20 protein-coding genes and 1 pseudogene are annotated in these 20,471 nt (G+C 72.1%); 12 read left to right on the top strand and 9 right to left on the bottom strand.

From position 1 onward, the window contains the following. Positions 1 to 23 precede the first annotated feature (23 nt). The 5 genes from V2J85_RS19320 (at position 24) to V2J85_RS41385 (ending at position 5,031) form a co-directional block, all read left to right on the top strand. Positions 24 to 920, top strand: a complete 897-nt coding sequence (locus V2J85_RS19320) for a 2-hydroxy-3-oxopropionate reductase (RefSeq protein ID WP_261955002.1) — start codon at positions 24 to 26, stop codon at positions 918 to 920. Between the two features lie 5 nt (positions 921 to 925). Next, positions 926 to 2,134 (top strand): thiamine pyrophosphate-binding protein, encoded by a 1,209-nt coding sequence (locus V2J85_RS19315; RefSeq protein WP_330822304.1) that lies wholly within the window; start codon positions 926 to 928, stop codon positions 2,132 to 2,134. A 197-nt stretch (positions 2,135 to 2,331) separates the two neighbouring features. After that, complete coding sequence (locus V2J85_RS19310) at positions 2,332 to 3,789, top strand: catalase (RefSeq protein WP_261955004.1); 1,458 nt, start codon at positions 2,332 to 2,334, stop codon at positions 3,787 to 3,789. Between the two features lie 503 nt (positions 3,790 to 4,292). After that, positions 4,293 to 4,682 (top strand): hypothetical protein, encoded by a 390-nt coding sequence (locus tag V2J85_RS41390; RefSeq protein WP_419836808.1) that lies wholly within the window; start codon positions 4,293 to 4,295, stop codon positions 4,680 to 4,682. Further along, positions 4,660 to 5,031, top strand: a complete 372-nt coding sequence (locus tag V2J85_RS41385) for a hypothetical protein (RefSeq protein WP_419836807.1) — start codon at positions 4,660 to 4,662, stop codon at positions 5,029 to 5,031. Before V2J85_RS41390 ends, V2J85_RS41385 begins: the two co-directional genes overlap by 23 nt. Here V2J85_RS41385 and V2J85_RS19300 read toward each other — a convergent pair. Further along, positions 5,006 to 5,965 (bottom strand): helix-turn-helix domain-containing protein, encoded by a 960-nt coding sequence (locus V2J85_RS19300; protein ID WP_330822303.1) that lies wholly within the window; start codon positions 5,963 to 5,965, stop codon positions 5,006 to 5,008. The genes V2J85_RS41385 and V2J85_RS19300 overlap by 26 nt on opposite strands. A gap of 118 nt (positions 5,966 to 6,083) precedes the next feature. Here V2J85_RS19300 and V2J85_RS19295 point away from each other — a divergent pair, with 118 nt between their 5' ends. Genes V2J85_RS19295 through V2J85_RS19285 form a run of 3 tightly spaced genes read left to right on the top strand, consistent with a single transcriptional unit; the run spans position 6,084 to position 7,690 of the window. Next, a complete protein-coding gene (locus tag V2J85_RS19295) occupies positions 6,084 to 6,707 on the top strand; it encodes a short chain dehydrogenase (protein ID WP_330822377.1) in 624 nt (207 codons plus the stop codon). After that, a complete protein-coding gene (locus V2J85_RS19290) occupies positions 6,704 to 7,252 on the top strand; it encodes a GNAT family N-acetyltransferase (RefSeq protein WP_261955007.1) in 549 nt (182 codons plus the stop codon). The genes V2J85_RS19295 and V2J85_RS19290 overlap by 4 nt, the downstream gene beginning before the upstream one ends. A gap of 54 nt (positions 7,253 to 7,306) precedes the next feature. Then, positions 7,307 to 7,690: an MmcQ/YjbR family DNA-binding protein gene (locus tag V2J85_RS19285; protein WP_330822301.1), complete on the top strand. Its 384-nt coding sequence runs from the start codon at positions 7,307 to 7,309 to the stop codon at positions 7,688 to 7,690. 69 nt (positions 7,691 to 7,759) lie between these two features. Here the strand turns inward: V2J85_RS19285 and V2J85_RS19280 are convergent, their stop codons facing one another. Continuing rightward, positions 7,760 to 8,455 carry an alpha/beta fold hydrolase gene (locus V2J85_RS19280; protein ID WP_330822300.1) on the bottom strand — a complete coding sequence of 232 codons (696 nt, stop codon included), beginning with the start codon at positions 8,453 to 8,455 and terminating at the stop codon, positions 7,760 to 7,762. Positions 8,456 to 8,549: 94 nt separating this feature from the next. Here V2J85_RS19280 and V2J85_RS41380 point away from each other — a divergent pair. Then, a pseudogene (locus V2J85_RS41380) lies at positions 8,550 to 8,723 on the top strand (NUDIX domain-containing protein); the annotation flags it as partial. A 191-nt stretch (positions 8,724 to 8,914) separates the two neighbouring features. Here V2J85_RS41380 and argJ read toward each other — a convergent pair. From argJ to V2J85_RS19250, 5 genes are all read right to left on the bottom strand, one after another. Continuing rightward, entirely contained in the window at positions 8,915 to 10,123 is a 1,209-nt protein-coding gene (gene argJ, locus V2J85_RS19270; protein WP_330822299.1) for a bifunctional glutamate N-acetyltransferase/amino-acid acetyltransferase ArgJ, read from the bottom strand. 120 nt (positions 10,124 to 10,243) lie between these two features. Next, entirely contained in the window at positions 10,244 to 11,908 is a 1,665-nt protein-coding gene (locus V2J85_RS19265) for an AMP-binding protein (RefSeq protein ID WP_330822297.1), read from the bottom strand. Further along, a complete protein-coding gene (locus V2J85_RS19260; RefSeq protein WP_330822382.1) occupies positions 11,905 to 12,081 on the bottom strand; it encodes a hypothetical protein in 177 nt (58 codons plus the stop codon). The genes V2J85_RS19265 and V2J85_RS19260 overlap by 4 nt, the downstream gene beginning before the upstream one ends. 363 nt (positions 12,082 to 12,444) lie before the next feature. Next, positions 12,445 to 14,034, bottom strand: a complete 1,590-nt coding sequence (locus tag V2J85_RS19255) for an adenosine deaminase family protein (protein WP_261955013.1) — start codon at positions 14,032 to 14,034, stop codon at positions 12,445 to 12,447. Positions 14,035 to 14,170: 136 nt separating this feature from the next. Beyond that, entirely contained in the window at positions 14,171 to 15,094 is a 924-nt protein-coding gene (locus V2J85_RS19250) for an AraC family transcriptional regulator (protein WP_330822296.1), read from the bottom strand. A gap of 166 nt (positions 15,095 to 15,260) precedes the next feature. Here V2J85_RS19250 and V2J85_RS19245 point away from each other — a divergent pair, with 166 nt between their 5' ends. Next, on the top strand, positions 15,261 to 16,250 hold the full coding sequence (locus V2J85_RS19245) for a zinc-dependent alcohol dehydrogenase family protein (RefSeq protein ID WP_315975439.1): 990 nt from the start codon (positions 15,261 to 15,263) through the stop codon (positions 16,248 to 16,250). 94 nt (positions 16,251 to 16,344) lie between these two features. On the opposite strand, the gene V2J85_RS19240 is transcribed toward V2J85_RS19245, so the two are convergent. Continuing rightward, on the bottom strand, positions 16,345 to 17,886 hold the full coding sequence (locus V2J85_RS19240) for an AMP-binding protein (protein ID WP_261955015.1): 1,542 nt from the start codon (positions 17,884 to 17,886) through the stop codon (positions 16,345 to 16,347). Positions 17,887 to 18,391: 505 nt separating this feature from the next. After that, positions 18,392 to 18,940 carry a GNAT family N-acetyltransferase gene (locus V2J85_RS19235; RefSeq protein ID WP_261955016.1) on the bottom strand — a complete coding sequence of 183 codons (549 nt, stop codon included), beginning with the start codon at positions 18,938 to 18,940 and terminating at the stop codon, positions 18,392 to 18,394. A gap of 78 nt (positions 18,941 to 19,018) precedes the next feature. Here V2J85_RS19235 and V2J85_RS19230 point away from each other — a divergent pair, with 78 nt between their 5' ends. Both V2J85_RS19230 and dmpI read left to right on the top strand, forming a co-directional pair. Continuing rightward, positions 19,019 to 19,945: a LysR family transcriptional regulator gene (locus V2J85_RS19230; protein ID WP_261955017.1), complete on the top strand. Its 927-nt coding sequence runs from the start codon at positions 19,019 to 19,021 to the stop codon at positions 19,943 to 19,945. Between the two features lie 110 nt (positions 19,946 to 20,055). Then, a complete protein-coding gene (dmpI, locus tag V2J85_RS19225; protein WP_474064964.1) occupies positions 20,056 to 20,265 on the top strand; it encodes a 4-oxalocrotonate tautomerase DmpI in 210 nt (69 codons plus the stop codon). The last annotated feature ends 206 nt before the right edge of the window (positions 20,266 to 20,471 follow it).

Here is a 20,471-nt window from a genome sequence, read left to right as displayed (position 1 = left end):
AACAGCATGTGAAAGGCACCGTTGTGAGCACTCTTCCCAAGATTGCGTGGATCGGTCTGGGCATCATGGGTTCGCCCATGGCCGAGAACCTGATCAAGGCCGGCTACACCGTGGCCGGCTACACCCTGGAGGCCGACAAGCTCGAGCGGCTGGCCAAGGCCGGCGGCAGCGCGGCCGGCTCGATCGCCGAGGCCGTCAGGGACGCGGATGTGGTCATCACCATGGTCCCGGCCTCCCCGCAGGTCGAGGCCATCGCCTACGGCCCCGACGGCATCCTGGAGAACGCCCGGCGCGGTGCGCTGCTGATCGACATGTCCTCGATCACCCCGCAGACCTCCATCGACCTGGCCCGCGCGGCCGGCGAGAAGGGCATCCGAGTCCTGGACGCCCCCGTCTCCGGCGGCGAGGCCGGCGCCATCGAGGCCGTCCTGTCGATCATGGTCGGCGGTGAGCAGGCCGACTTCGACGCCGCCCGCCCGATCCTCGAAGCCCTCGGCAAGACCATCGTGCTGTGCGGACCGCACGGCTCCGGGCAGACCGTCAAGGCCGCCAACCAGCTCATCGTCGCCGTCAACATCCAGGCCTGCGCCGAGGCCGTGGTCTTCCTGGAGAAGTCCGGCGTCGACCTGACCGCCGCCCTGGACGTCCTCAACGGCGGCCTGGCCGGCTCCACCGTCCTGACACGCAAGAAGGACAACTTCAAAAACCGCGACTTCGCACCCGGCTTCCGCATCGACCTGCACCACAAGGACATGGGCATCGTCACCGACGCCGCCCGCACCGTCGGCGCCGCCCTGCCCGTCGGCTCCGTCGTCGCCCAACTCGTCGCCTCCCTGCGCACCCAGGGCGACGGCGGCCTGGACCACTCCGCCCTCCTCCGCGGCGTCGAACGCCTCTCCGGATACCCCACCGGGGCCTGACGTCCATGGCGGCACAGCGGATCCCCGCCGCACGGGCGGCCGTGCAGATCCTCCGGGACGAGGGCATCGACCTCGTCTTCGGCTGCCCCGGTGGCCCGCTGCTCCCGCTGTACGCGGCGATGGCGGAGACCGGCGGTATCGCCCACCTGCCGGTGCGCGATGCCGAGGCCGCCGTGCACATGGCCGACGGCTGGGCCCGGACGAACGGACGGGCCGGGGTCGTCGCGGTGGCCGCCGGACCGGGAGCGGCCCGGCTGGTCACCGGGCTGTACGCGGCGGCGCAGGACGCGGTCCCGCTGGTGTGCCTCACCGGCCGGCCGACCGCCGCCGGGCCGCCGCGCCGGGCGGCCCACCGTCCCCCGGACCTGGTCCGGTTGGCCGCTCCGGTCACCAAGCGGGCCGAGCGGATCGAGGATCCCGCGCGCTTCCCGGGGGCTTTCCGTGAGGCCTTCCGGATCGCGCGGGAGGGCCGTCCCGGCCCGGTGCTGATCGATGTCCCGGCCGATCTGGCGGTGGCGGAGATCGCATCCGACGCGGGGCGGGCCACCGGTGGCGGCCGGTGGTCCGCCCCGCCGACCAGGGCGGCGGCGCCCGCGGGCCTGACGGCGGACCGTGGTGGGCATGCCGACCCCGGTACCGTCCGCGGGGCGCCGCCCTGGTTCCTGGCGGAGCTCGCCGCGGTCTTCGGGACCGGACACGACGCGGCAGCCGCGTCGGCCACGTACCTGGTCGGCGGCCCCCTGCACGCCCCGTCCGCCGCCGGGCCGGGCGGATCCCGGCTGCAGCACCTCTACGGCCGCAGCGGTCCGCCCGGCTGGGAGGTCCCGGCCGCGATCGGGGTCCGCAAGGCCCTGGACGGCAGGGGTGAGCGGGACGCCGAGGTCGTCGTGGTCCTCGACGGCGACGGTTTCCCGTCGCTGTCCGGGGAACTGGCGGCCGCGGCACGGTACGACGCCCCGATGGTGCTGCTCCTGCACACCGCGGACCGGGCCGGCGAGGACTTCGCGGACCCCGTGAAGGTCGCCGAGGCGTACGGCTGCGCGGGCCGCGGCGTCGTCGATCCGGCGGAGCTGCGCACGGCGGTCGAGTGGGCCCGCAAGGAGGCCGTCTCCACCCGGCGGCCGGTCCTCGTCGACGTCCGGACCGGTCCCCCGGTACGCCTTCCCGGCGGACCGGCCGTCGAGCCGGTGCACGAGTACACCCACGGGCCCTAGGCACCCCGCCGAGGTGCCCGGCCCCCGAACTTCCGGGCGGTGGCTGCGCTGACACCTGTCCTGTCGCGCCCAGGCGCGGCCGCCGCCCGGAATACCCACCCAGGTTTGTTTCAACAAACTGTTGACGTTTGGTCGGAGCTCTTCTTACGCTCCGACATGCGGAAGTCAACTTCCGCGCTCTCGTACGGAAGGTCACCATGTCGAAGCCCACGCTGACGACCGAGTCCGGCGCCCCGGTCGCCGACAACCAGAACTCCTCCACCGCCGGCGTCGGCGGCCCGATCATCCTCCAGGACCAGCACCTGCTGGAGAAGCTCGCCCGCTTCAACCGCGAGCGCATCCCGGAGCGCGTCGTGCACGCCCGCGGGTCCGGCGCGTACGGCTACTTCGAGGTGACCGACGACGTCACGGCCTTCACCCGGGCCGACTTCCTGAACACCGTCGGCAAGCGGACCGAGACGTTCCTTCGCTTCTCGACCGTCGCCGACAGCCTCGGCGGCCCGGACGCGGCCCGCGACCCGCGCGGCTTCGCCCTCAAGTTCTACACCGAGGAGGGTAACTACGACCTCGTCGGCAACAACACCCCGGTGTTCTTCATCAAGGACCCGATCAAGTTCCCCGACTTCATCCACTCGCAGAAGCGCGACCCCTTCACGGGCAAGCAGGAGCCGGACAACGTCTGGGACTTCTGGGCGCACGCCCCCGAGGCCACCCACCAGATCACCTGGCTCATGGGCGACCGCGGCATCCCGGCCTCCTACCGCCACATGAACGGCTACGGCTCGCACACCTACCAGTGGACGAACGCCGAGGGCGAGGCCTTCTTCGTCAAGTACCACTTCAAGACCAACCAGGGCATCCGCTCGCTGAGCAGCGAGCAGGGCGCCGAGCTGGCGGGCAAGGACCCCAACAGCCACCAGACCGACCTGCTGCAGTCCATCGAGCGGGGCGTGTACCCCTCCTGGACGCTCTACGTGCAGATCATGCCGGCGGCCGAGGCGGCCGACTACCGCTTCAACCCGTTCGACCTGACGAAGGTGTGGCCGCACGCGGACTACCCGCTGCAGCGGGTCGGCCGGCTGGTCCTGGACCGCAACCCCGACAACGTCTTCGCCGAGGTCGAGCAGTCCGCCTTCTCGCCGAACAACTTCGTGCCCGGCATCGGCCCGTCCCCGGACAAGATGCTCCAGGGCCGGCTGTTCGCCTACGCCGACGCGCACCGCTACCGCCTGGGCGTCAACCACACCCAGCTGCCGGTGAACGCCCCCAAGGCGACCAAGGCCAACAACTACGGCCGGGACGGCCTGATGGCGACCAACGCCTACGGCCGGCACGCCAAGAACTACGAGCCGAACTCCTACGACGGTCCGGCGCAGACGAACGAGGCGCTCTCCGCCCCGCTCGCCGTCGCCGGCTACACCGGCACCCACGAGGCGCCGCTGCACACCAAGGACGACGACTTCTTCCAGGCCGGTGAGCTCTACCGCCTGATGTCCGAGGACGAGAAGAAGCGCCTGGTGGACAACATCGCCGGCGGTCTGTCCCAGGTCAGCCGCGACGACGTGATCGAGAAGAACCTCGCCCACTTCCACGCCGCCGACCAGGACTACGGCAAGCGCGTCGAGGCCAGGGTCCGCGAGCTGCGCGAGGACTGACGGGAGGTCAGTCTCCTCGCGCACTCCGTACCGGCCGGCCCGTTGAGGGGTGGTCGGCCGGTACGGAGAGGTAGCGCGAGCTCCGCGGTCACCGGGGAGTCCAGTGCGGTGGCAGTGCTCGCCCGCTAGGGAAGGGCGAGCCACCTCCCCGCACCGCGGAGCCCGCCTGCTCCCCCTTCCCACCCCTCCCCCAGACTCCGTCCGGCGGTGCGATGTCCCGTCGCGCCCAACTCTCGCACTGTCGGACGGGAACCACCGCACAGGGCCCGGCATCCGTACGGTCACGGATCCCGGGCCCTGTGTCGTGCCCGGGCCCCGACCCGCTCCGTTGTGTACGCCGCCGTGCGCCGACGTGCGCGCCGCGTGCGCCGTCGTTTCCTCCGCGGAATCTTCCCGCCCCGCGCCCTCTCGCCGTAATTCGGCCCACGGCACCCTTCTTTGCGGAGACTATGGGGGCAGCAGCAGAACCCGACTGCCTGCCGCCCTACCGCCAGGAGCCGACCATGGCCGACAGCGTGCCGGTGCGGTGCCCCACGTGCCGCCGCGAGAACGCTTTCACCCCGCCCACCTTCCCGTGCGCATGCGGTGCCCCGCTGACCATGCCCGTGCTGCGCGGCGGGGTGCCGGTCGAGATACTGCACCGCACCTGGCAGGCGTCCTGGGTGGAGGTGCGCTGCGACGTGTGCGGGCGGCACGACGAATGGCCGGCACCGGAGTCCGGCTGCGTGTGCGGCACGGTGGTCCGGGTCCCGGTCGTCCCGGCGCCCACCCCGCCCCCGCCGAACTTCCCCTCGCCCGGGCGGCCGGCCGCCGAGGCACCACCCGCCGCCGAGCCCCCGGCGCGCGGTCCTGCGGCCGGCCTTCCGGCCGGTGACGATCCGTACCGCCCGTGACTGCGTCACCGCCGCCCAGCAGTACTTGAAGTGGCTGGGCTACGCCGACGTCGCCCGGGCCCAGGAACGCACCGCCGCCGGTGTGGACCTGCGGGGCACCGGCGTGGTGGCCCAGGTCGACCCGACCACCCGCGCCACCCAGCTCCGCGAGATCGAGTGCGTCTGGCTCAACGGCCTCAACGACTCGGCCATCGCGGTCTTCTTCTCGCTCGCCGGCTACGCCAGGGACGCCCGGACGCGCGCCGACGAACTGCACATCCCGCTGTTCGTCATGGACCTCACGGGCACCCCGCAGCCGGTCAACGACCCGGCCGACGAGCTGATCAGGTACGGCGCGGCACAGCCGTGAGCCCGCCGCCCGCGACACCGCCTACGAGCCGCCGCAGCGCACCGGCGGACGGCGATCCCGGCTCGGCGTGGTAGATCACCACCCGCTGCCCCGGGTCGTCCGGCAGGGTCAGCAACTCATCGGTGAGCGTGAGCGGACCGACGACCGGGTGGCGGTAGTCCCGGGCATGGGTGGCGCAGGTGCGTACCGGGTGCTCCGCCCACAACGCCTCGAACTCCGTGCTGCCCCGGCGGAGTTCGGCGATGAGTCCGGTGAGTTGTGGCGCGTCCGGCCACCGCCCGGCGATCAGCCGCAGATCGCCGACCGTGTCGCGGGCCTTGGCCGCCCGGTCCGCATACAGCGCCCGGGTGCGCGGATCGAAGAACATCATCCGCGCGACGTTCGGACGCGCGGTGGCGTCGCGGGTCCCCGGGGTGGCGTCGTGGGTTCCCTGGGCGGCGTCGCGGGCTCCCTGGGTGGCAGCGGGGGCGTCCGGGGCGTCGAAAGGCAGGTGCCCGGCCAGCAGCGCATGCCCCGCATGGTTCCAGGCGAGTACGTCCACGAAGCGGCCCAGCACCAGCGCCGGGGTGTCCCCCAGCGATGCGATCATGTTCCGTACCGACGGCCGCAGCCGCTCCTCGGCGGCCGCTTCCGCTCCGGGTCCGCCACCGCCCTCGGGGCGGGCCAATCCGTACAGATGCCGCCGTTCGGTCCCGTCCAGCCGCAGCACCCGGGCGAGCGCGTCCAGGACGGCGTCCGAGGCGCCGGCGGCCGCGGTGCCCTGTTCCAGCCGGGTGTAGTAGCCCGGGCTGATTCCGGCGAGCCGCGCCAGCTCCTCCCGGCGCAGCCCCGGCACCCGCCGCCGACCGCCGTGGTCCGGCAGCCCGACGTCCTGTGGGGCGAGCCGCGCTCGCCGGCTCCGCAGGAATTCCCCCAAGTCCGGCCCGTGATCCATGCGTTCAGTGTGCCGGGGCGGACGCAGCCTGCACCTGGCAGGGGTAGGAACGGCGTTCCTGCCCTCCACAGGGGGCTGGGTAACCGGGCGGCGGCGCGGCAGCATCGTGCCCATGCCTCTGAAGATCATCGTCATCGGTGCGACCGGCACACTCGGCAGTGCGGTCGCCCGCCATCTGACGGCCCGCGGACACGAGGTCGTGCGGGCCGCGCGCCGCGGCCCGGTCCCGGTCGACCTGGCCGATCCGGTCTCCCTCGACGCGCTCTTCGCCACCGTGCGGGACGTGGACGCCGTGATCTGCTGCGCCGCGAGCGGCCGGCTGACGCCCCTGGATTCCCCCTCCGACGAGGAGTTCACCACCGGCCTGGACGGCAAACTCCTCGGCCAGGTCCACCTCGTCCGGCGTGCGCTGCACCATCTGCGGGACGGTGGTGCGGTCATCCTGACCAGCGGCACCTTCGCCGAGCCGACGCCGGGCGGCGCATTCGGCGCACTGGTCAACGCCGGCCTGGACGCCTTCGTACGGGCCGCGGCCGTCGAGCTCCCCCGCGGGCTGCGGCTCGACGTGGTCAGCCCCGGCTGGATCACCGAAACCCTCGCCGGTCTCGGTCTGGACCCGGCCGAGGGCACGCCCGCGGACGAGGTGGCCCGTGCGTACGTCGACCTCCTCGACACCCTGGTGCCGCGGGCCGCCGAAACCCGTTCGCCGCGCCCGGCGAAACCGGCGACACTGGCACAGTGATCATCGCTGCCCCGTCGCCCGCCGAGCTGCCCCTGCTGCGCGCCCTGGAACGCGCCGCCGGCGAGCCCTTCCGCCGCCACCTGGACATGGCTCCGGTGGCGGACGATGAACCGCCCTCGCCAGCCGAACTGACGAGGTATCAGCAAGCGGGTCGGGCTTTGGCGGCGTACGAGGGGGATGCGCGGGCCGCTTCCGTCCGTGGCCGGCCGATCGGCTATCTCCTCTGGGAGCCGGTCGACGGGTGCACCCACATCGAGCAGGTGTCGGTGCACCCGGATCACTCCCGCCAGGGCATCGGACGGGCCCTCATCGACCGGGCGGAGCGTGACGGCGGCTCGGCGCCGCTGACCCTGACCACCTTCGCCGAGGTGCCGTGGAACGCGCCGTACTACGCCCGCCTCGGCTTCCGGGTGCTCACCGAGGCCGAACTGACCCCCGGGCTCAGGGCGATCCGGGCGCGGGAAGCGGAGCTGGGTCTGGACCGCTGGCCGCGGGTGTGCATGCGCCGCGAGCCGGGCGTGCGGCCGGGGGCACGGCCCAGCTGACGGCGCGTCAGTCACTCAGGACAGTCGGAAACATCACCCGCCCATAATGAGGACATGATCGACGCGAATGCGCTCCGGGACCACTGCCTGGCCTTCAACGGCACGACCGAGGAGTTCCCCTTCCCGCGCCACCAGGACGTCTGCACCTTCAAGGTCGGCGGCAAGATCTTCGCGCTGACGACGCTCACCGACACCCCGCTCACCGTGAGCCTCAAGTGCGACCCCGAGCTGGCCGAACGGCTGCGGGCGGCCCATCCGGAGGTGGTGCCCGGCTACCACCTCAACAAGCGGCACTGGAACACCGTTTCCCTGGCCGGAGCGCTGCCCGATCAGCTCGTCCGCGACATGATCGAGGACTCCTACGACCTGGTGGTCGCCTCGCTGCCGCGGGCCCAGCGGCTGCTGCTCGACTGGCCGGGCGAGTCGCGACGACGCTGAACGCCCCGCGGGGGCGAACTCGCCCGCGCCGGGGGTGGTTTGTCGACTGCGACGGCACGGCCCGGTGACTCACCGGCACTCGTCGAGCAGAATCCGCGCCAGTTCCCGCGGTCGGGAGAACATCGGCCAGTGGCCGGTGTCCAGCTCGACCAGCCGCCAGTGCTCGCTCTTCAGCAGCTCGGCCACCTCGTCGCTCGGTTCGGGGCCGTCCAGCAGGCACTTGACGTACGTCGCCGGCAGGTCGCCGAGCGGGCGGGCCAGCACGGCGGGCTCGGTGAGCGTGGCTCCCGGGTGCGGGGTCGAGCCGCTCACGATCCGCGCGATCTGCGCGTCGTCGAGGCCCTGGCCCGCGTAGTCCGCCGCGGTGAGGGGCGCCCAGAAACCTCCGGTCTCGGCTATGGACGCCTCCACCATCGCGCGGCCGCTGGGCCAGGCGGACACGAACGACCCGCCGTTCACCGGGACGTTGGAGTCGACGAACACCACACGGGCCAGCCGGTCACCGATCCGCTCGGCGGCCTGGCCGACCGGTATGCCGGCGTAGCTGTGCCCCACCAGGGCGACCTCGCGCAGATCACGCCGCGCGATCTCGTCGACGATGTCCTGGACGTGCGTCTGCTGTCCGGCCGGTACGCCCTGCTTCTCGGCGACTCCGGACAGTGTCACGGGATGGACGTCGTGGCCGGCCGCCCGCAGCTCCGCCGCCACCTCCTCCCACGCCCACGATCCGAGCCACGCCCCTGCTACCAATACGAATGCGGTCATGCCGGCAACGTAGCGGTGACCACTGACAATCCGGTGCCGCGGTTCCGGTTCCGCGGCCGTCCGGCCGACGGGCCTCGCCTATGCTGCCCCGATGCGAACTCCCCGGCAGGCCGCGCGGATCGCCGTACTCGACCCCACCGGCGCGCTCTTCCTCTTCCGTTACGACAACGAGGAGGTGGGTGTGCACTGGGCGATGCCCGGTGGCGGGCTGGACCCCGGGGAGGCGCCGCGCACCGGTGCCCTGCGCGAGCTGGCCGAGGAGACCGGGGGTGGCCCCCGGCGGAGCTGGCCGCCACCGCCGATCCGCTCTGGCCGCCGCAGCTGCCCGAAATCCTCGCGCCGTGGCGCGACCCCGTCGGCCACGCCACGGGCGCCGCTCCCGCCTCCTCCCCGGCCCCTCCCCCGGTCGGCCTGGGGTACGTCCCCCACGGCTGATCCGGCCGGAAGGGCGGTCCCCGCTCAGGTGGTGTAGTCCGCGTTGACCCGCACGTAGCCGGCGGACAGATCGCAGCCGTAGACGGTCGCCTCGGCGGTTCCGAGGCCGAGGGTGATGGTGATCGAGACCTCGGACTGCCGCATGGCGTCGGTGAGCGCGTCGAGGGTCTGCGGCGTGGGCTCCTCGGGATACACCTCGATGCCGCCGAACGCGACCGTGACGCGGTCCGGTGTGATGTCGCGATCGCGGTCCTCGGTGTTCTTGCCGATGGCCATCACCACCCGGCCCCAGTTGGGATCGGCGCCGTGTACGGCCGTCTTGACCAGGGGTGAGTTCACCACGCTCTTGGCGATGCGCCGGGCCTGGGCCTCGTCCCGCGCCCGGCCGACCGTGACGCGCAGGAGCTTGGTCGCGCCCTCCCCGTCGCTCGCGAGCTGCCGGGTGAGGTCCAGGCACAGGTCGGTGAGCGCCGCGGTGAACTCCGCGAGGTCGACCGGCCCGGCCGCGCCGTTGGCGAGGACCGCGACGGTGTCGGAGGTGGAGGTGTCGGTGTCGACGCTCAGGCAGTGGAAGGACCGGTCGACGGCGGTGCGCAGCGCCGTGTCCAGGTCGTCCGCCGGCAGTTCGGCGTCGGTGAAGAGGTAGGCCAGCATCGTGGCCATGTTGGGCTCCAGCATGCCGACGCCCTTGGCGACACCGACGATCCGCGCGGCGCCGACCGCACGGACGGCGGTCTTCGGGCGGGTGTCGGTGGTCATCATGGCGCGGGCCACGTCCAGCGGCCCGGCCCCGAAGGCTTCGGGGCCGCGTCCGGCGGCGGCGTCGAAATGGGCGCGGATCGTGTCCATCGGCAGCGGGCGCCCGATGACTCCGGTGGAGCCGATGAGCACGTGACGGTCGTCGATGCCCAGGAGGGCGGCGACCCGCCCGACGACTTCGGCGGCGTTGGCCTCGCCCTGGCGCCCGGTGGCGACGTTCGCGTTCTGCGCGAGCGTGGTGACGGCACGCAGGTCCCGCCCGGCGGCGTGCGCGCGGCTGAGCACCACGGCGGGTCCGGTGAAGAGGCTGCGGGTGAACATGGCGGCACTGACCGCCGGACGGTCCGAGGCGACGACCGAGATGTCATCGCCCTGGTCGCGCAGTCCGCCGTGACCGGTGTAGGCGCGGAATCCGCGCGGCCAGGAGAGGGCGTCGGCCTCGCCCCCGGACGCCGATGCATGAATATTCGTCATACGGTATATATTTACGCCGAGGAGTGGGGCCGTCCAGTGATTTACGGACCACCGGACGGTCCCTGGATCACCGAACGACCCCACTCACCCCGGGTGACACGCCTCAAGGCTGACGGCGAGTCAGCGCGCTACCTTCCCCGCCTCCTTCGCCGCCGCCTTCCCGACTTCCTCCGCCAGCCGTTCGCGCAGTTCGACCTTGCGGACCTTGCCGCTGACGGTCATCGGGAAGGCGTCGAGGATCTCCAGGTAGCGCGGCACCTTGTAGTGGGCCAGGCGGGAGCGGCAGTAGCGGGCCAACTCGTCGCGGGTGAGCGGGTCCTGGGGATCGCGGAGGATGACGCAGGCGGCGATCTCCTCGCCGTACTGCTCGTCGGGGACGCCGACCACCTGGACGTCGGCGATCTTGGGGTGGGTGTAGAGGAACTCCTCGATCTCCCGGGGGTAGACGTTCTCACCGCCCCTGATGATCATGTCCTTGATGCGGCCGACGATCCGGACGTAACCGTCGTCGTTCATCACCGCGAGGTCCCCGGTGTGCATCCAGCGGGCCGGGTCGATGACCTCGTCGGTGCGCTCGGGGTCCTCCCAGTAGCCGAGCATCACGCTGTAGCCGCGGGTGCACAGCTCACCCGGGGTGCCGCGCGGGACGGTCACCCCGCTCGCCGGGTCGACGACCTTGACCTCGATGTGCGGCAGCACCCGTCCCACCGTCGCGGTGCGGTGCTCCAGGTCGTCGTCGCGGCGGGTCTGGGTGGAGACCGGCGAGGTCTCGGTCATGCCGTAGCAGATGGAGACCTCGGCCATGTGCATCTCGGAGACCACCCGCTTCATGACCTCCTCGGGGCAGGGCGAGCCCGCCATGATGCCGGTGCGCAGGGAGGTCAGGTCGTAGCCGGCGAAGTCCGGGTGGTTGAGCTCGGCGATGAACATCGTGGGCACGCCGTAGAGCGAGGTGCAGCGCTCGTCCTGGACGGCCTGCAGGGTGGCGCCGGCGTCGAAAGCGGGGGCCGGGATGACGATGCAGCCGCCGTGCGAGGTGATGCCGAGGTTGCCCATGACCATGCCGAAGCAGTGGTAGAAGGGCACCGGCAGACAGACCCGGTCCGCTTCGGTGTAGCCGAGCGTCTCGGCCACCCAGTAGCCGTTGTTGAGGATGTTGTGGTGCGAGAGGGTGGCGCCCTTGGGGAAGCCGGTGGTGCCCGAGGTGTACTGGATGTTGACCGGGTCGTCCGCGGTGAGTGCCTTCTCGCACTCGGCGAGCCGGGTGTGCGGGACGCCGGCGCCGGCGGCCAGCAGCCCGCCCCAGGTGGGGTCGCCGATGTAGACCACATCGCGCAGCGCCGGGCTCTCGGCGCGGACCTGCTCGATCATCCGGCGGTAGTCGCTCGTCTTGTGCCGGGGCACGGAGACCAGCACGGTGATGCCGGCCTGCTGGAGGACGTAGGCCAACTCGTGCACCCGGTAGGCCGGGTTGACGTTGACGAGGATGGCGCCGATCTTGGCGGTGGCGTACTGGACGAGCACCCATTCGGCGCAGTTGGGCGCCCAGATGCCGACCCGGTCGCCCTTGCCGACCCCCTTGGCGAGCAGGCCGAGCGCCACCTCGTCGACGGCCCGGCCGAGTTCGGCGTAGGTCCAGCGGCGGCCGCTGGCCACCTCGACCAGCGCCTCACGGTCACCGCACCGGGCGATGGTGCGGGCCAGGTCGGCGCCGATGGTGTGCCCGAGCAGCGGCCGCTCGGCGGCCCCGCTGGCGTACGACAGCTCCTGGTGCGACGGGCTCATCGGTGGTTCTCCTCCCAGTACGCGGCACCGCCGTCGCCCGGCGCGGTGCGCGCGGGCGGTTCGCTGCGGCTGAGGGTGCCGGGGACGGTCTTCGGCAGGTCGGCGAACTCCAGCCGCCGGATGCGCTTGTAGGGGGACAGGACTTCACGGGAGTGCCCGGAGAGCGTGTTCATGGTCTCCGGGCATCTCGGGCGGGGACCGGCGCGTCCCCGTCGTTCAAAGGGCGGAAGCGTCACTCCGCCCTCCGGTGGCGCCTCCCCCGGCGCCTCCACCACTGCGTTCATCGGCTGCTCCCAGAAGCCCGACATCGGCCATCGCTGCACTACACCGCAAGGTTGCCCGCCGGAGGGGACGAGCCACTCCAAGGACACCCGGTGCGCGCCGTGTACAGGATGGCGTCCGGCGCGCCCGGACGGGGTCACAACCACCCATCCGTTCGCTCCGCGAAGAAAAGTTCGAGCTCATCCGGGCCCGGGCAGCGGACGGCCTCGGCGCCCCGCTGCGGGCGGGTGCGCCGAGGCCGAGGGAGGGGGCGGTCAGCGGTGGGTGGTGAAGCGCCGCTCGAAGGAGGCGAAGCCGGCTTCCTGCCGCCACTGGACGGCCGCCTTGGGACTGGACGCGAGCAACTGCCGGCAGGCGGCACCGGGCGAGCCGTTGCCCGGGAACCGGCCGCGGCAGGCGTCGACGACGTGGTAGCCGTCCCGCGTCGGGTTGCCCCGCCACAGGCTGCGGCCGGGCAGGAAGGCGTACTGCAGGGAGGCCCGGGCCAGGTCCTTCAGATCGCCGTAGCCGAGGTGGTACGTCGTGGCGGCGTACCGGTACTCGTGGGAGATGTCGATACGGGAGATGCCGGGGTCGTCGGTGGCCAGCACGATCGGCACCCCGTACGCGCGGTAGGTCGTGAAGGGGTGCTCGGCGCCCTTGACGCCGAGGATCTGGGCGTTGCTGGTGAAGGGCACCTCGACGGCCACCTGGCGGGCGGCCATGGTCCTCGCCAGTTCCTGCCAGTCGTCCTCGTGGACCAGGTCGACGCCGTGGCCGATGCGTTCGGCGTGGGCGATCGTGACGGCCTGGTTGATGTGGAACCTCAGGTCCTCCGGTTTGACCAGGCCCGGCCACAGCTCGCCGGCGTGCAGGGTGAGGTGGGCGCGCGGATACCTGCGGTGCAGGAAGTCGAGCATCCGCATCTGCAGGGTGTAGTTGCGCAGCGAGCTGTCCCAGTCCTCGGGCGCCACCAGGTTGACCGCGGTGAACCGCGGGTCCCGCTCGGCCAGCCGCATGCCGAGCTCCATCTGCGTGAAGACCCGCTCGGGGCTGCTGCCCCGGGACACCTGGGCGTTCCAGCGCACGGTCAGCCGGCAGCCGGGTGCCGGACGGGAGGTACCGCAGTGCGAGGTGGCACGGAACTCGGCGTCCGCGTCGTCGGCCTCCTTGCGGGCGGTGGCCACCAGACGGTCCAGCTTGCCGTCGGCGACCAGGGCCCGGTGCATACGACCGAAGTCGTCGTCCCAACCGACCTGGTCGGCAAGGTGCTTGGCCTCCTCGGAGGCGGGGGTGACCAGCGTCTCCAGATAGAACTGGTTCTGCGCGACGATGTCGTCGGCGACCCGCGACAGCAGCTTGCCGCGGTGGCGCCAGGTCACCTCCCCGAACTTCCCGAAGGCGTCGAAGAAGTGGTCGTGGCCCGACTGGCCCGGCGGGAAGTCCTGCATGGACCAGGCCCGCACCAGCGCGTCATGGAACGCCCGGTCGGTCCGGGCGTCCGCGGCCGGCCGCTTCCCCGGACCGCACGGCGGGACGACCGCGGTCATCGTCTTCTCGTCGATGCACAGTCCGTCCTCGGCGGCGAGTGCGATCAGGTACTCGGTGGGGACGGCGCCGGACAGGTGGTTGTGCAGATCACCGCCCTTGGGCAGGCGCCGGAAGAAATCGCGGAGCCGGGCCGGCTCCTGGCGGATGGACTCCAGATAGGCGGCGGTACGCGCCTCGGCCGCGGTGCGCGGACGGGCGGAAGTCGACGCTGGTGTACGGGAGTTGGCCGGCTGGGCGGCGGCGGGTAGGGCGGACACGAGCGACAGCATGCTGAGGGTGGCCAGACCGGCCCGAAGAGCCCGGCGACGGTCCATGGCACGATGGCGATCACCATTCACGATCGCCATCGTGAAGGCACGACGAGGCCGCGCGAAGCCCCTTTTCGGCAAGTTACCCCGGACGAGACCCGCACACGTGACGCCTGAGGCGCACGTGGCCGCGGGACGGCGCTCAGCCGGCGGTGCCGAGGAGCAGCGGCGGCTCTGCCCGGTACCGTCCCGGGGCGGTGCCGTATTCCCGCTTGAAGGCCTTGGCGAACGCGAACTCCGAGGCGTAGCCGGTGCGTTGGGCGATGACGCGGAGCGGCTGGTCCCCCTCGCGCAGCAGGCGGCCGGCCAGGGTCAGCCGCCACCACGTCAGATAGCCGAGCGGCGGCTCGCCGACGAGGGCGGTGAACCGTTTGGCGAAGGCCGCCCGGGACAGGCCCGCCACCGCGCCCAGTTCCTCCACCGTCCAGGGGCGGGCCGGATCGTGGTGGATCGCGCTCAGCGCCCGCCCGATCGCCGGGTCCCGCAGCGCCACCGCCCAGCCGTTCGTCGCCTTGGCGTGTTCCTCGTACCAGGCCCGCAGGATGTACAGCAGGGCGGTGTCGAGCAGGCCGCAGACGGCGGCCTCCGCCCCGGGCCGGGGGTGCGCCGTCTCGGTGCGGAGCAGGTCCAGCACCGCGCCCAACGGCCGGCCCTGGGTGGGCAGCCGGACCACGCCGGGCAGGCAGGTCAGCAGCGGGTGGGGGCGGGACCGGTTCAGGCGGTAGGCGCCGCAGAGCGTCAGCGTGCGGGGCGTTCCGTCGTCGGGGGTGTCCGGGCCGGACGGCCAGGAGCCGTCCGGGTTCTGCCGGACCTCGACCAGCGGGGTGCCGGGGTCGTCGGCCAGGCCGTGGGCGATGCCGTGGACGAACGCGAGGTCACCGGCGGTGAGCCGGAGGGGCGGGCTGCCGTCCTCGGGCAGCACCCAGCAGGAGCCCTCCAGTACGGCGTGGAACCCGACGCCGGTCGTGGCCGGGAAGCGCTGGCCCCACGCACCGTGCCGCTGCTTGCGGGAGGCGTGTGGCCGCCCGGCGCGCATCGCGGTGATCGCGTCGCTGAGTACGTCCATGCCGGTGAGCGTACCGAGGAGACGCCCGCACATGATCGCGAGACGTTGCGGCATGGGCCCGGCGCACGAGCTCTCCGTACGGTGAATCCGCATCCACGAAGGAGAGGAAATCTCCCGCTTCGTCGGTGATGTACGCACTCCCCATGACAGAAATGGATTCACGGTGATGATGGCCCAACACGTGGTGTTCGACGAGCTCGGCGGCCCGGAGGTGCTGCGGATCGAGGAGGTGGAACTCGGCGAGCCCGGTCCGGGCGAGGTGCTGCTCCGGGTGGACGCGCTCGGCCTCAACCGGGCGGAGGCGCTGTTCCGTTCCGGCGGCTACTACTACCAGCCCACCCTGCCGGGGTCCCGGATCGGCTACGAGGCGGCCGGGGAGGTGCTCGCGGTCGGAGAAGGGGTGACCGGTTTCTCGGTGGGCGACCCGGTGCTGACGGCGGGCACGGGGGGCATGAGCACCAACGGCGTGTACGGCGACCACCTGCGTCTGCCGGCCGACAGCCTGCTCCGCCGCCCCGGCGACACGGACGCGGCGACCGGGGCCGCCCTCTGGCTGTCGTACAGCACCGCTTACGGCGCGCTGGTGGAGAAGGGCGGGCTGCGGCCGGGCGACACCGTGCTGATCACCGCCGCCTCCAGCAGCGTGGGCGTGGCGGCGATCCAGATAGCCCGCCACCTCGGCGCGATCCCGGTGGCCGTCACCCGCAGCGCGGCGAAGCGGGAGCGTCTGGCGCAGCTCGGCGCGGCCCATGTGATCGCGCTCGACGAGGGCGGGCTGCCCGACCAGGTCGCCGAGGTCACCGGCGGGCGCGGGGCCGAGATCGTCTTCGACCCGGTGTCCGGTCCCGGACTGGCGGAGGTCGCGCGGGCGGTCGCCCCGGGCGGGCTGCTGATCGTCTACGGCTGGCTCGACCCGCGGCCGGCACCCCTGCCGCTCAACTGGACCCTGCGCATCCTCGGTTACGGCAACCTCCAGGTGACCGGCGAGCCGGAGGTACGGCGCCGGGTCCGGCACTTCCTGGACGCCGGCCTACGGGCGGGCACCCTGGCTCCGGTCATCGACCGCACCTTCGCCTTCGAGGAGATCGTCGAAGCGCACCGCCATCTGGAGTCCAACAGCCAGATCGGCAAGATCGTGGTGACGGTCCGGCACTAGGTTCCCCGGGGGCAAGGGTGGGACGGCGCGACGCGGGGTGTCCCCCGAGGCCGCCGCGTCCGCCCCACCGGGAGCAACAGGCGCCCCTCTCCCCTCAGTTGACCCCCCGCTCGACCCCGGCCCAATACGGCTGGCGGAGCTTGAACTTCTGGATCTTGCCGGTGGCCGTACGGGGAATGGACTCGCGGAACTCCACGGACGTCGGGGCCTTGTAGCCGGCCATGTGCTGCTTGCAGTGGGCGATGATGTCGGACTCGTCGGCCGTCGCGCCCTCCGCGAGGACCACCAGGGCCTTGATGGTCTCGCCCCACTTCTCGTGCGGCACACCGATGACGGCGACCTCGGCGACCGCCGGGTGACTGAAGATCGTGTCCTCCACCTCGATCGACGACACGTTCTCCCCGCCGGTGATGATCACGTCCTTCTTCCGGTCGGAGATGGTGAGGTGGCCGTCGCCGGGGTCGAGGGTGCCGCCGTCGCCGGTGTGGAACCAGCCGTCCTCCAAGGCCTCCGCCGTCTCCTCCGGCTTGTCCCAGTACCCGTCGAGCACCGTGTTGGAGCGGGCCAGTACCTCACCGGACTCCGAGACCTTCAGCTTCACCCCCAGCGCGGGCAACCCCGCACGGGACAGTTTGCGCGCGCGTTCCTCGGCGGGAAGGGCGGCATCGGCCGGCCGGGTGCGGTTGAAGGTGAGCATCGGGGAGGTCTCGGTCAGGCCGTAGAGCTGGGTGAACTCCCAGCCCAGTTCCTCCTGCACGCGCTGGATGGTCCTGGTCGGCGGCGGGGCACCCGCGCAGACGATCCGTACCCGGTCGCGGCCCGGGACCTCGCCCTCCCAGGTCGCCGCCGCGTCGAGCACCATGTTCCAGACGGCCGGCGCCCCGCACATGAGGGTGACCCCGTGCTCGTCGACGCGCCGCAGAATCTCGGTGCCGTCGACCTTGCGCAGCACCACCTGCTTGACGCCCAGCCCCGCCATCACATACGGCATGCCCCAGCCGTTGCAGTGGAACATCGGCAGGGTGTGGAGGTACACGTCGCCTTCCCACACACGGGTGTGCAGGCCGAAGGTCATGCCGTTGACCCAGATGTTGCGGTGGGTCAGCTGCACGCCCTTGGGGCGGGCGGTGGTACCCGACGTGTAGTTGATCGTCGCGGTGGCGTCCTCGTCCGGCTGCGACCACGGGCGCGGCTCGGTCCCGAACCGCATCAGCCCGGCCTCGGTCTGCTCGCCGAGGACGAAGCGGTGGGGCGCCTTGACCTCGGACAGCCCGGCGTCGAGCTCCGGGTCGACGAGGAGGACCGAGGCGCCGCTCTGCGCCACCACGTAGTCGACCTCCTCCGGCTTGAGGCGGAAATTCACCGGGACGCAGATGCGGCCGCTCATCGGCACCGCGAACAACAGCTCCAGCAGACGCGCGGAGTTGTGGCTCGCCACGGCCACCCGCTCCCCTTCACCGACCCCGAGGGCGTCCAGCCCCGCCTGCCAGGCACGGACCCGTTCGGCGAACCGCCCGTAGCTCGCCACGGGCACCGGCGGGGCGGGCTGCTGCGGCTCGTCGACCACCCCGGGACTGTCCCGGAAGCCCAGCTCGGCACGGTCGAGGAAGTCCGCGATCGTCATCGGTGTCCGCATGTGCGCTCTCCTGTGTTCTACGTCTGCCGAGGGAAGAGCGTCCCACGTACTTGGCTTTCCCGCCGTGGTTGTTGCTCGCCGTTGCACCTGCGGCGCCGCCCACGTGCCCGTCTGTCCCGCCGCGGGGCGTCTCGCCGTTCCGCTGCGCTTTGCGGCGCCTCCCACGTACCTGTCTGCGGCGCCGCGGGGCTTGCTCGCCGTTGTGCGCTTTGCGGCGCCTCCCACGTACCCGTCTGTTCCGCCGCGGGTGTTGTTCGCCGTTGCGCCTGCGGCGGGCTGGGTGGTTTGTGGGTGCGGTGACGGGCCTCCGGGGCCGGTTGTGTGGACTGCTGACGCTTTACGTCCACACAACCGGCCCCGGAGGCCCGTCCCCTCCCGTGAGGGGTAAAGGAGACGGTGGGTGGGGGTGCACGTGGTGCCTACAGGCGCGCAGGCAACGGATGAGGCTTGCTGCCAGGCGCAACGGCGAGGCGACCCGCGTGGGGACAGACGGCTATGTGGGGAATCAAAAAGAACTCGCCAGGGCTGCCATGATCAGGACGTCGTGCCATTCGCCGTCCCAGTACAGCGCTTCGCGCAAGCGGCCCTCCACCTCGAAGCCGCATTTCTCGTAGGCCCGTCGGGCGCGCGGGTTGAAGGGGAAGACCTCCAGCTCGACGCGGTGCAGGCCCACCCGGTCGAAGGCGTAGGCCAGGAGGAGGCGGATCGCCTCGGGGCCGATGCCGCGGCCGGTGGCGTCGGCGGCGAGGGAAATGCGGAAGGTGCCGTGGGCGTTGTCCTTGTCGATCTGGCTCAGCGCCAGTTCGCCGAGGTAGCCGCCGGACTCCCGGTCCTCGATGACGAGGTCGAGGCGGTCGGGGCGCCCGGCGGCGGCTGCGCACCATTCCTGCAGTTCGGGCAGCGTCCAGTCACGGTGGGTGCCGGTCAGCCGTCGTATCTCGGGATCGAGGAAGGTGGCGTGGAAGGCATCCGCGTGGCGGAGCGTGAGCTGCACGAGCCGGATGCGCTCGCCCGTGAGCACCGGCTTCTCGGAGAGTGCGGTGGGGTCGATCATGTCGGGATGATGGCGGGCCGCGGACGGTGCGGCAACTGAAATTGACCGGTGGGGGTGCCGGGGCGGAAGGGGGACGACGTGGAGCTGCGCCAGGTGCGGTACTTCGTCACGGTCGCGCAGGAGCTGCACTTCGGGCGGGCGGCCGAGCGACTGCACATCGTGCAGTCGGCGGTGAGCCAGCAGGTCCGGCGGCTGGAACGGGAGCTGGGGGCCGAGCTGTTCGACCGCTCCGCGCGTCAGGTCCGGCTGACGGCCGTCGGTGCGCGGTTCCTGCCGGAGGCGCGGGCGCTGCTGGCGGCCGAGGAACGTGCCCTCGCCGTCGTCGCCGAGCTGACCGCCGGCCGGGCCCGCACCCTGCGTCTGGGGACGAGCACGGGCCTGGGCGCCCATCTGGACCGGGTGCTGGACGCGCTGGCCGGGCTCGCCCCGGAGATCGGGGTGGAGCTGGTCTCGGCGCGGGCCGCGGAGCGGCTCGACCGGGTGGTGTCGGGCGAGCTGTCCGCGGCGTTCCTCCGCGGTGAGCCGGACGACGGCGGCCGGGAGGGGCTGAGGTTCCTCCCGCTGTGGCAGGACCCGCTGGTGGCGGTCGTCCCGGCCCGGCATCCGCTCGCCGCCTCACCCGGCACGATCGCGCTGGCCGAACTCGCCGCCGTGCCGCTGCTGCTGACCGAGCGGCGCAACAACCGCGCCCTGGTCGACCTCGTCGTCAACGCGTGTCATGACGCCGGTTTCGCGCCCGTTCCCGGCCCGCGGTACGGCTCGCTGGACAATACCCTGACCGCGATCGGCGCCGCCGGCCCGGCGGACGGGCTGTGGACCGTCGTCTACGCCTCGCACGCCGACCGGCTCCACACACCCCGGGTGGCCTTCCTGCCGTTCCGCAACCCCGGCATGGAGCTCACCACCCACCTCGCGGTGCGCCGCAGCAATCCGCCGGCCGGTCTGGAGCCGCTGCTGCGGGCCTGTGCGGAGGCGGGCGGCGGCGGGGTGTGGCCCGCCGCCTGAAGCCGACCCATCTCGATCCGTGATCGCTGCGTGCGCGATCCGCTTCTTGGTCACGCGGGCCGTACGCGATGAACTGAGGGCACGCCGGCGAAACCGCCGCGAACGGCCAAATGGCCTGCAAAGCAAGGGAGTTCGTCATGCCGATCGTCACCGTCCAGCAGGGTCCGCGCAGCGTCGAGCTGAAGCGGGAGCTGGTCCGGCAGATCACCGATGCGTTCGTGGACGCCTACCGGATCCCCGCCGAGACCGTGCAGGTCTGGATCCAGGAGGTCCCGACCGACAGCTGGGGCACAGCAGGCACCCTGACGGCAGATAAGTAGTCCAGCCCACGTGAGGGGGGCGAGCCTGATCCATTGCCCGCGGGCGCATGGGCATTACGTGCACCCCCACCGTCCTTCACTTCCCCCCAACGGGAGGGGACGGGCCGGAGGGGCCGGTTGTGTGGACGTAAAGCGTCAGCAGTCCACACAACCGGCCCCGGAGGCCCGTCACCGCACCCACAAACCACCCAGCCCGCCGCAGGCGC

This window comes from Streptomyces bugieae, assembly GCF_036352915.1.
Classification (GTDB): domain Bacteria; phylum Actinomycetota; class Actinomycetes; order Streptomycetales; family Streptomycetaceae; genus Streptomyces; species Streptomyces endophytica.
Note: the sequence above shows the minus strand (reverse complement) of the source record. Positions and strands in the feature narration are given on the sequence as shown.

Coding starts and splice junctions, on each gene's coding strand:
- V2J85_RS41390 (WP_419836808.1), top strand. CDS start 4,293: ATGGCCGACAGCGTGCCGGTGCGGTGCCCCACGTGCCGCCGCGAGAAC.
- V2J85_RS19245 (WP_315975439.1), top strand. CDS start 15,261: ATGATGGCCCAACACGTGGTGTTCGACGAGCTCGGCGGCCCGGAGGTG.
- V2J85_RS19255 (WP_261955013.1), bottom strand. CDS start 14,034: ATGGACCGTCGCCGGGCTCTTCGGGCCGGTCTGGCCACCCTCAGCATG.
- V2J85_RS19260 (WP_330822382.1), bottom strand. CDS start 12,081: ATGAACACGCTCTCCGGGCACTCCCGTGAAGTCCTGTCCCCCTACAAG.
- V2J85_RS19280 (WP_330822300.1), bottom strand. CDS start 8,455: ATGACCGCATTCGTATTGGTAGCAGGGGCGTGGCTCGGATCGTGGGCG.
- V2J85_RS19300 (WP_330822303.1), bottom strand. CDS start 5,965: ATGGATCACGGGCCGGACTTGGGGGAATTCCTGCGGAGCCGGCGAGCG.
- V2J85_RS19235 (WP_261955016.1), bottom strand. CDS start 18,940: ATGATCGACCCCACCGCACTCTCCGAGAAGCCGGTGCTCACGGGCGAG.
- argJ (WP_330822299.1), bottom strand. CDS start 10,123: ATGACGAATATTCATGCATCGGCGTCCGGGGGCGAGGCCGACGCCCTC.
- V2J85_RS19315 (WP_330822304.1), top strand. CDS start 926: ATGGCGGCACAGCGGATCCCCGCCGCACGGGCGGCCGTGCAGATCCTC.
- V2J85_RS19265 (WP_330822297.1), bottom strand. CDS start 11,908: ATGAGCCCGTCGCACCAGGAGCTGTCGTACGCCAGCGGGGCCGCCGAG.
- V2J85_RS19310 (WP_261955004.1), top strand. CDS start 2,332: ATGTCGAAGCCCACGCTGACGACCGAGTCCGGCGCCCCGGTCGCCGAC.
- V2J85_RS19240 (WP_261955015.1), bottom strand. CDS start 17,886: ATGCGGACACCGATGACGATCGCGGACTTCCTCGACCGTGCCGAGCTG.
- V2J85_RS19250 (WP_330822296.1), bottom strand. CDS start 15,094: ATGGACGTACTCAGCGACGCGATCACCGCGATGCGCGCCGGGCGGCCA.
- dmpI (WP_474064964.1), top strand. CDS start 20,056: ATGGCCTGCAAAGCAAGGGAGTTCGTCATGCCGATCGTCACCGTCCAG.
- V2J85_RS19285 (WP_330822301.1), top strand. CDS start 7,307: ATGATCGACGCGAATGCGCTCCGGGACCACTGCCTGGCCTTCAACGGC.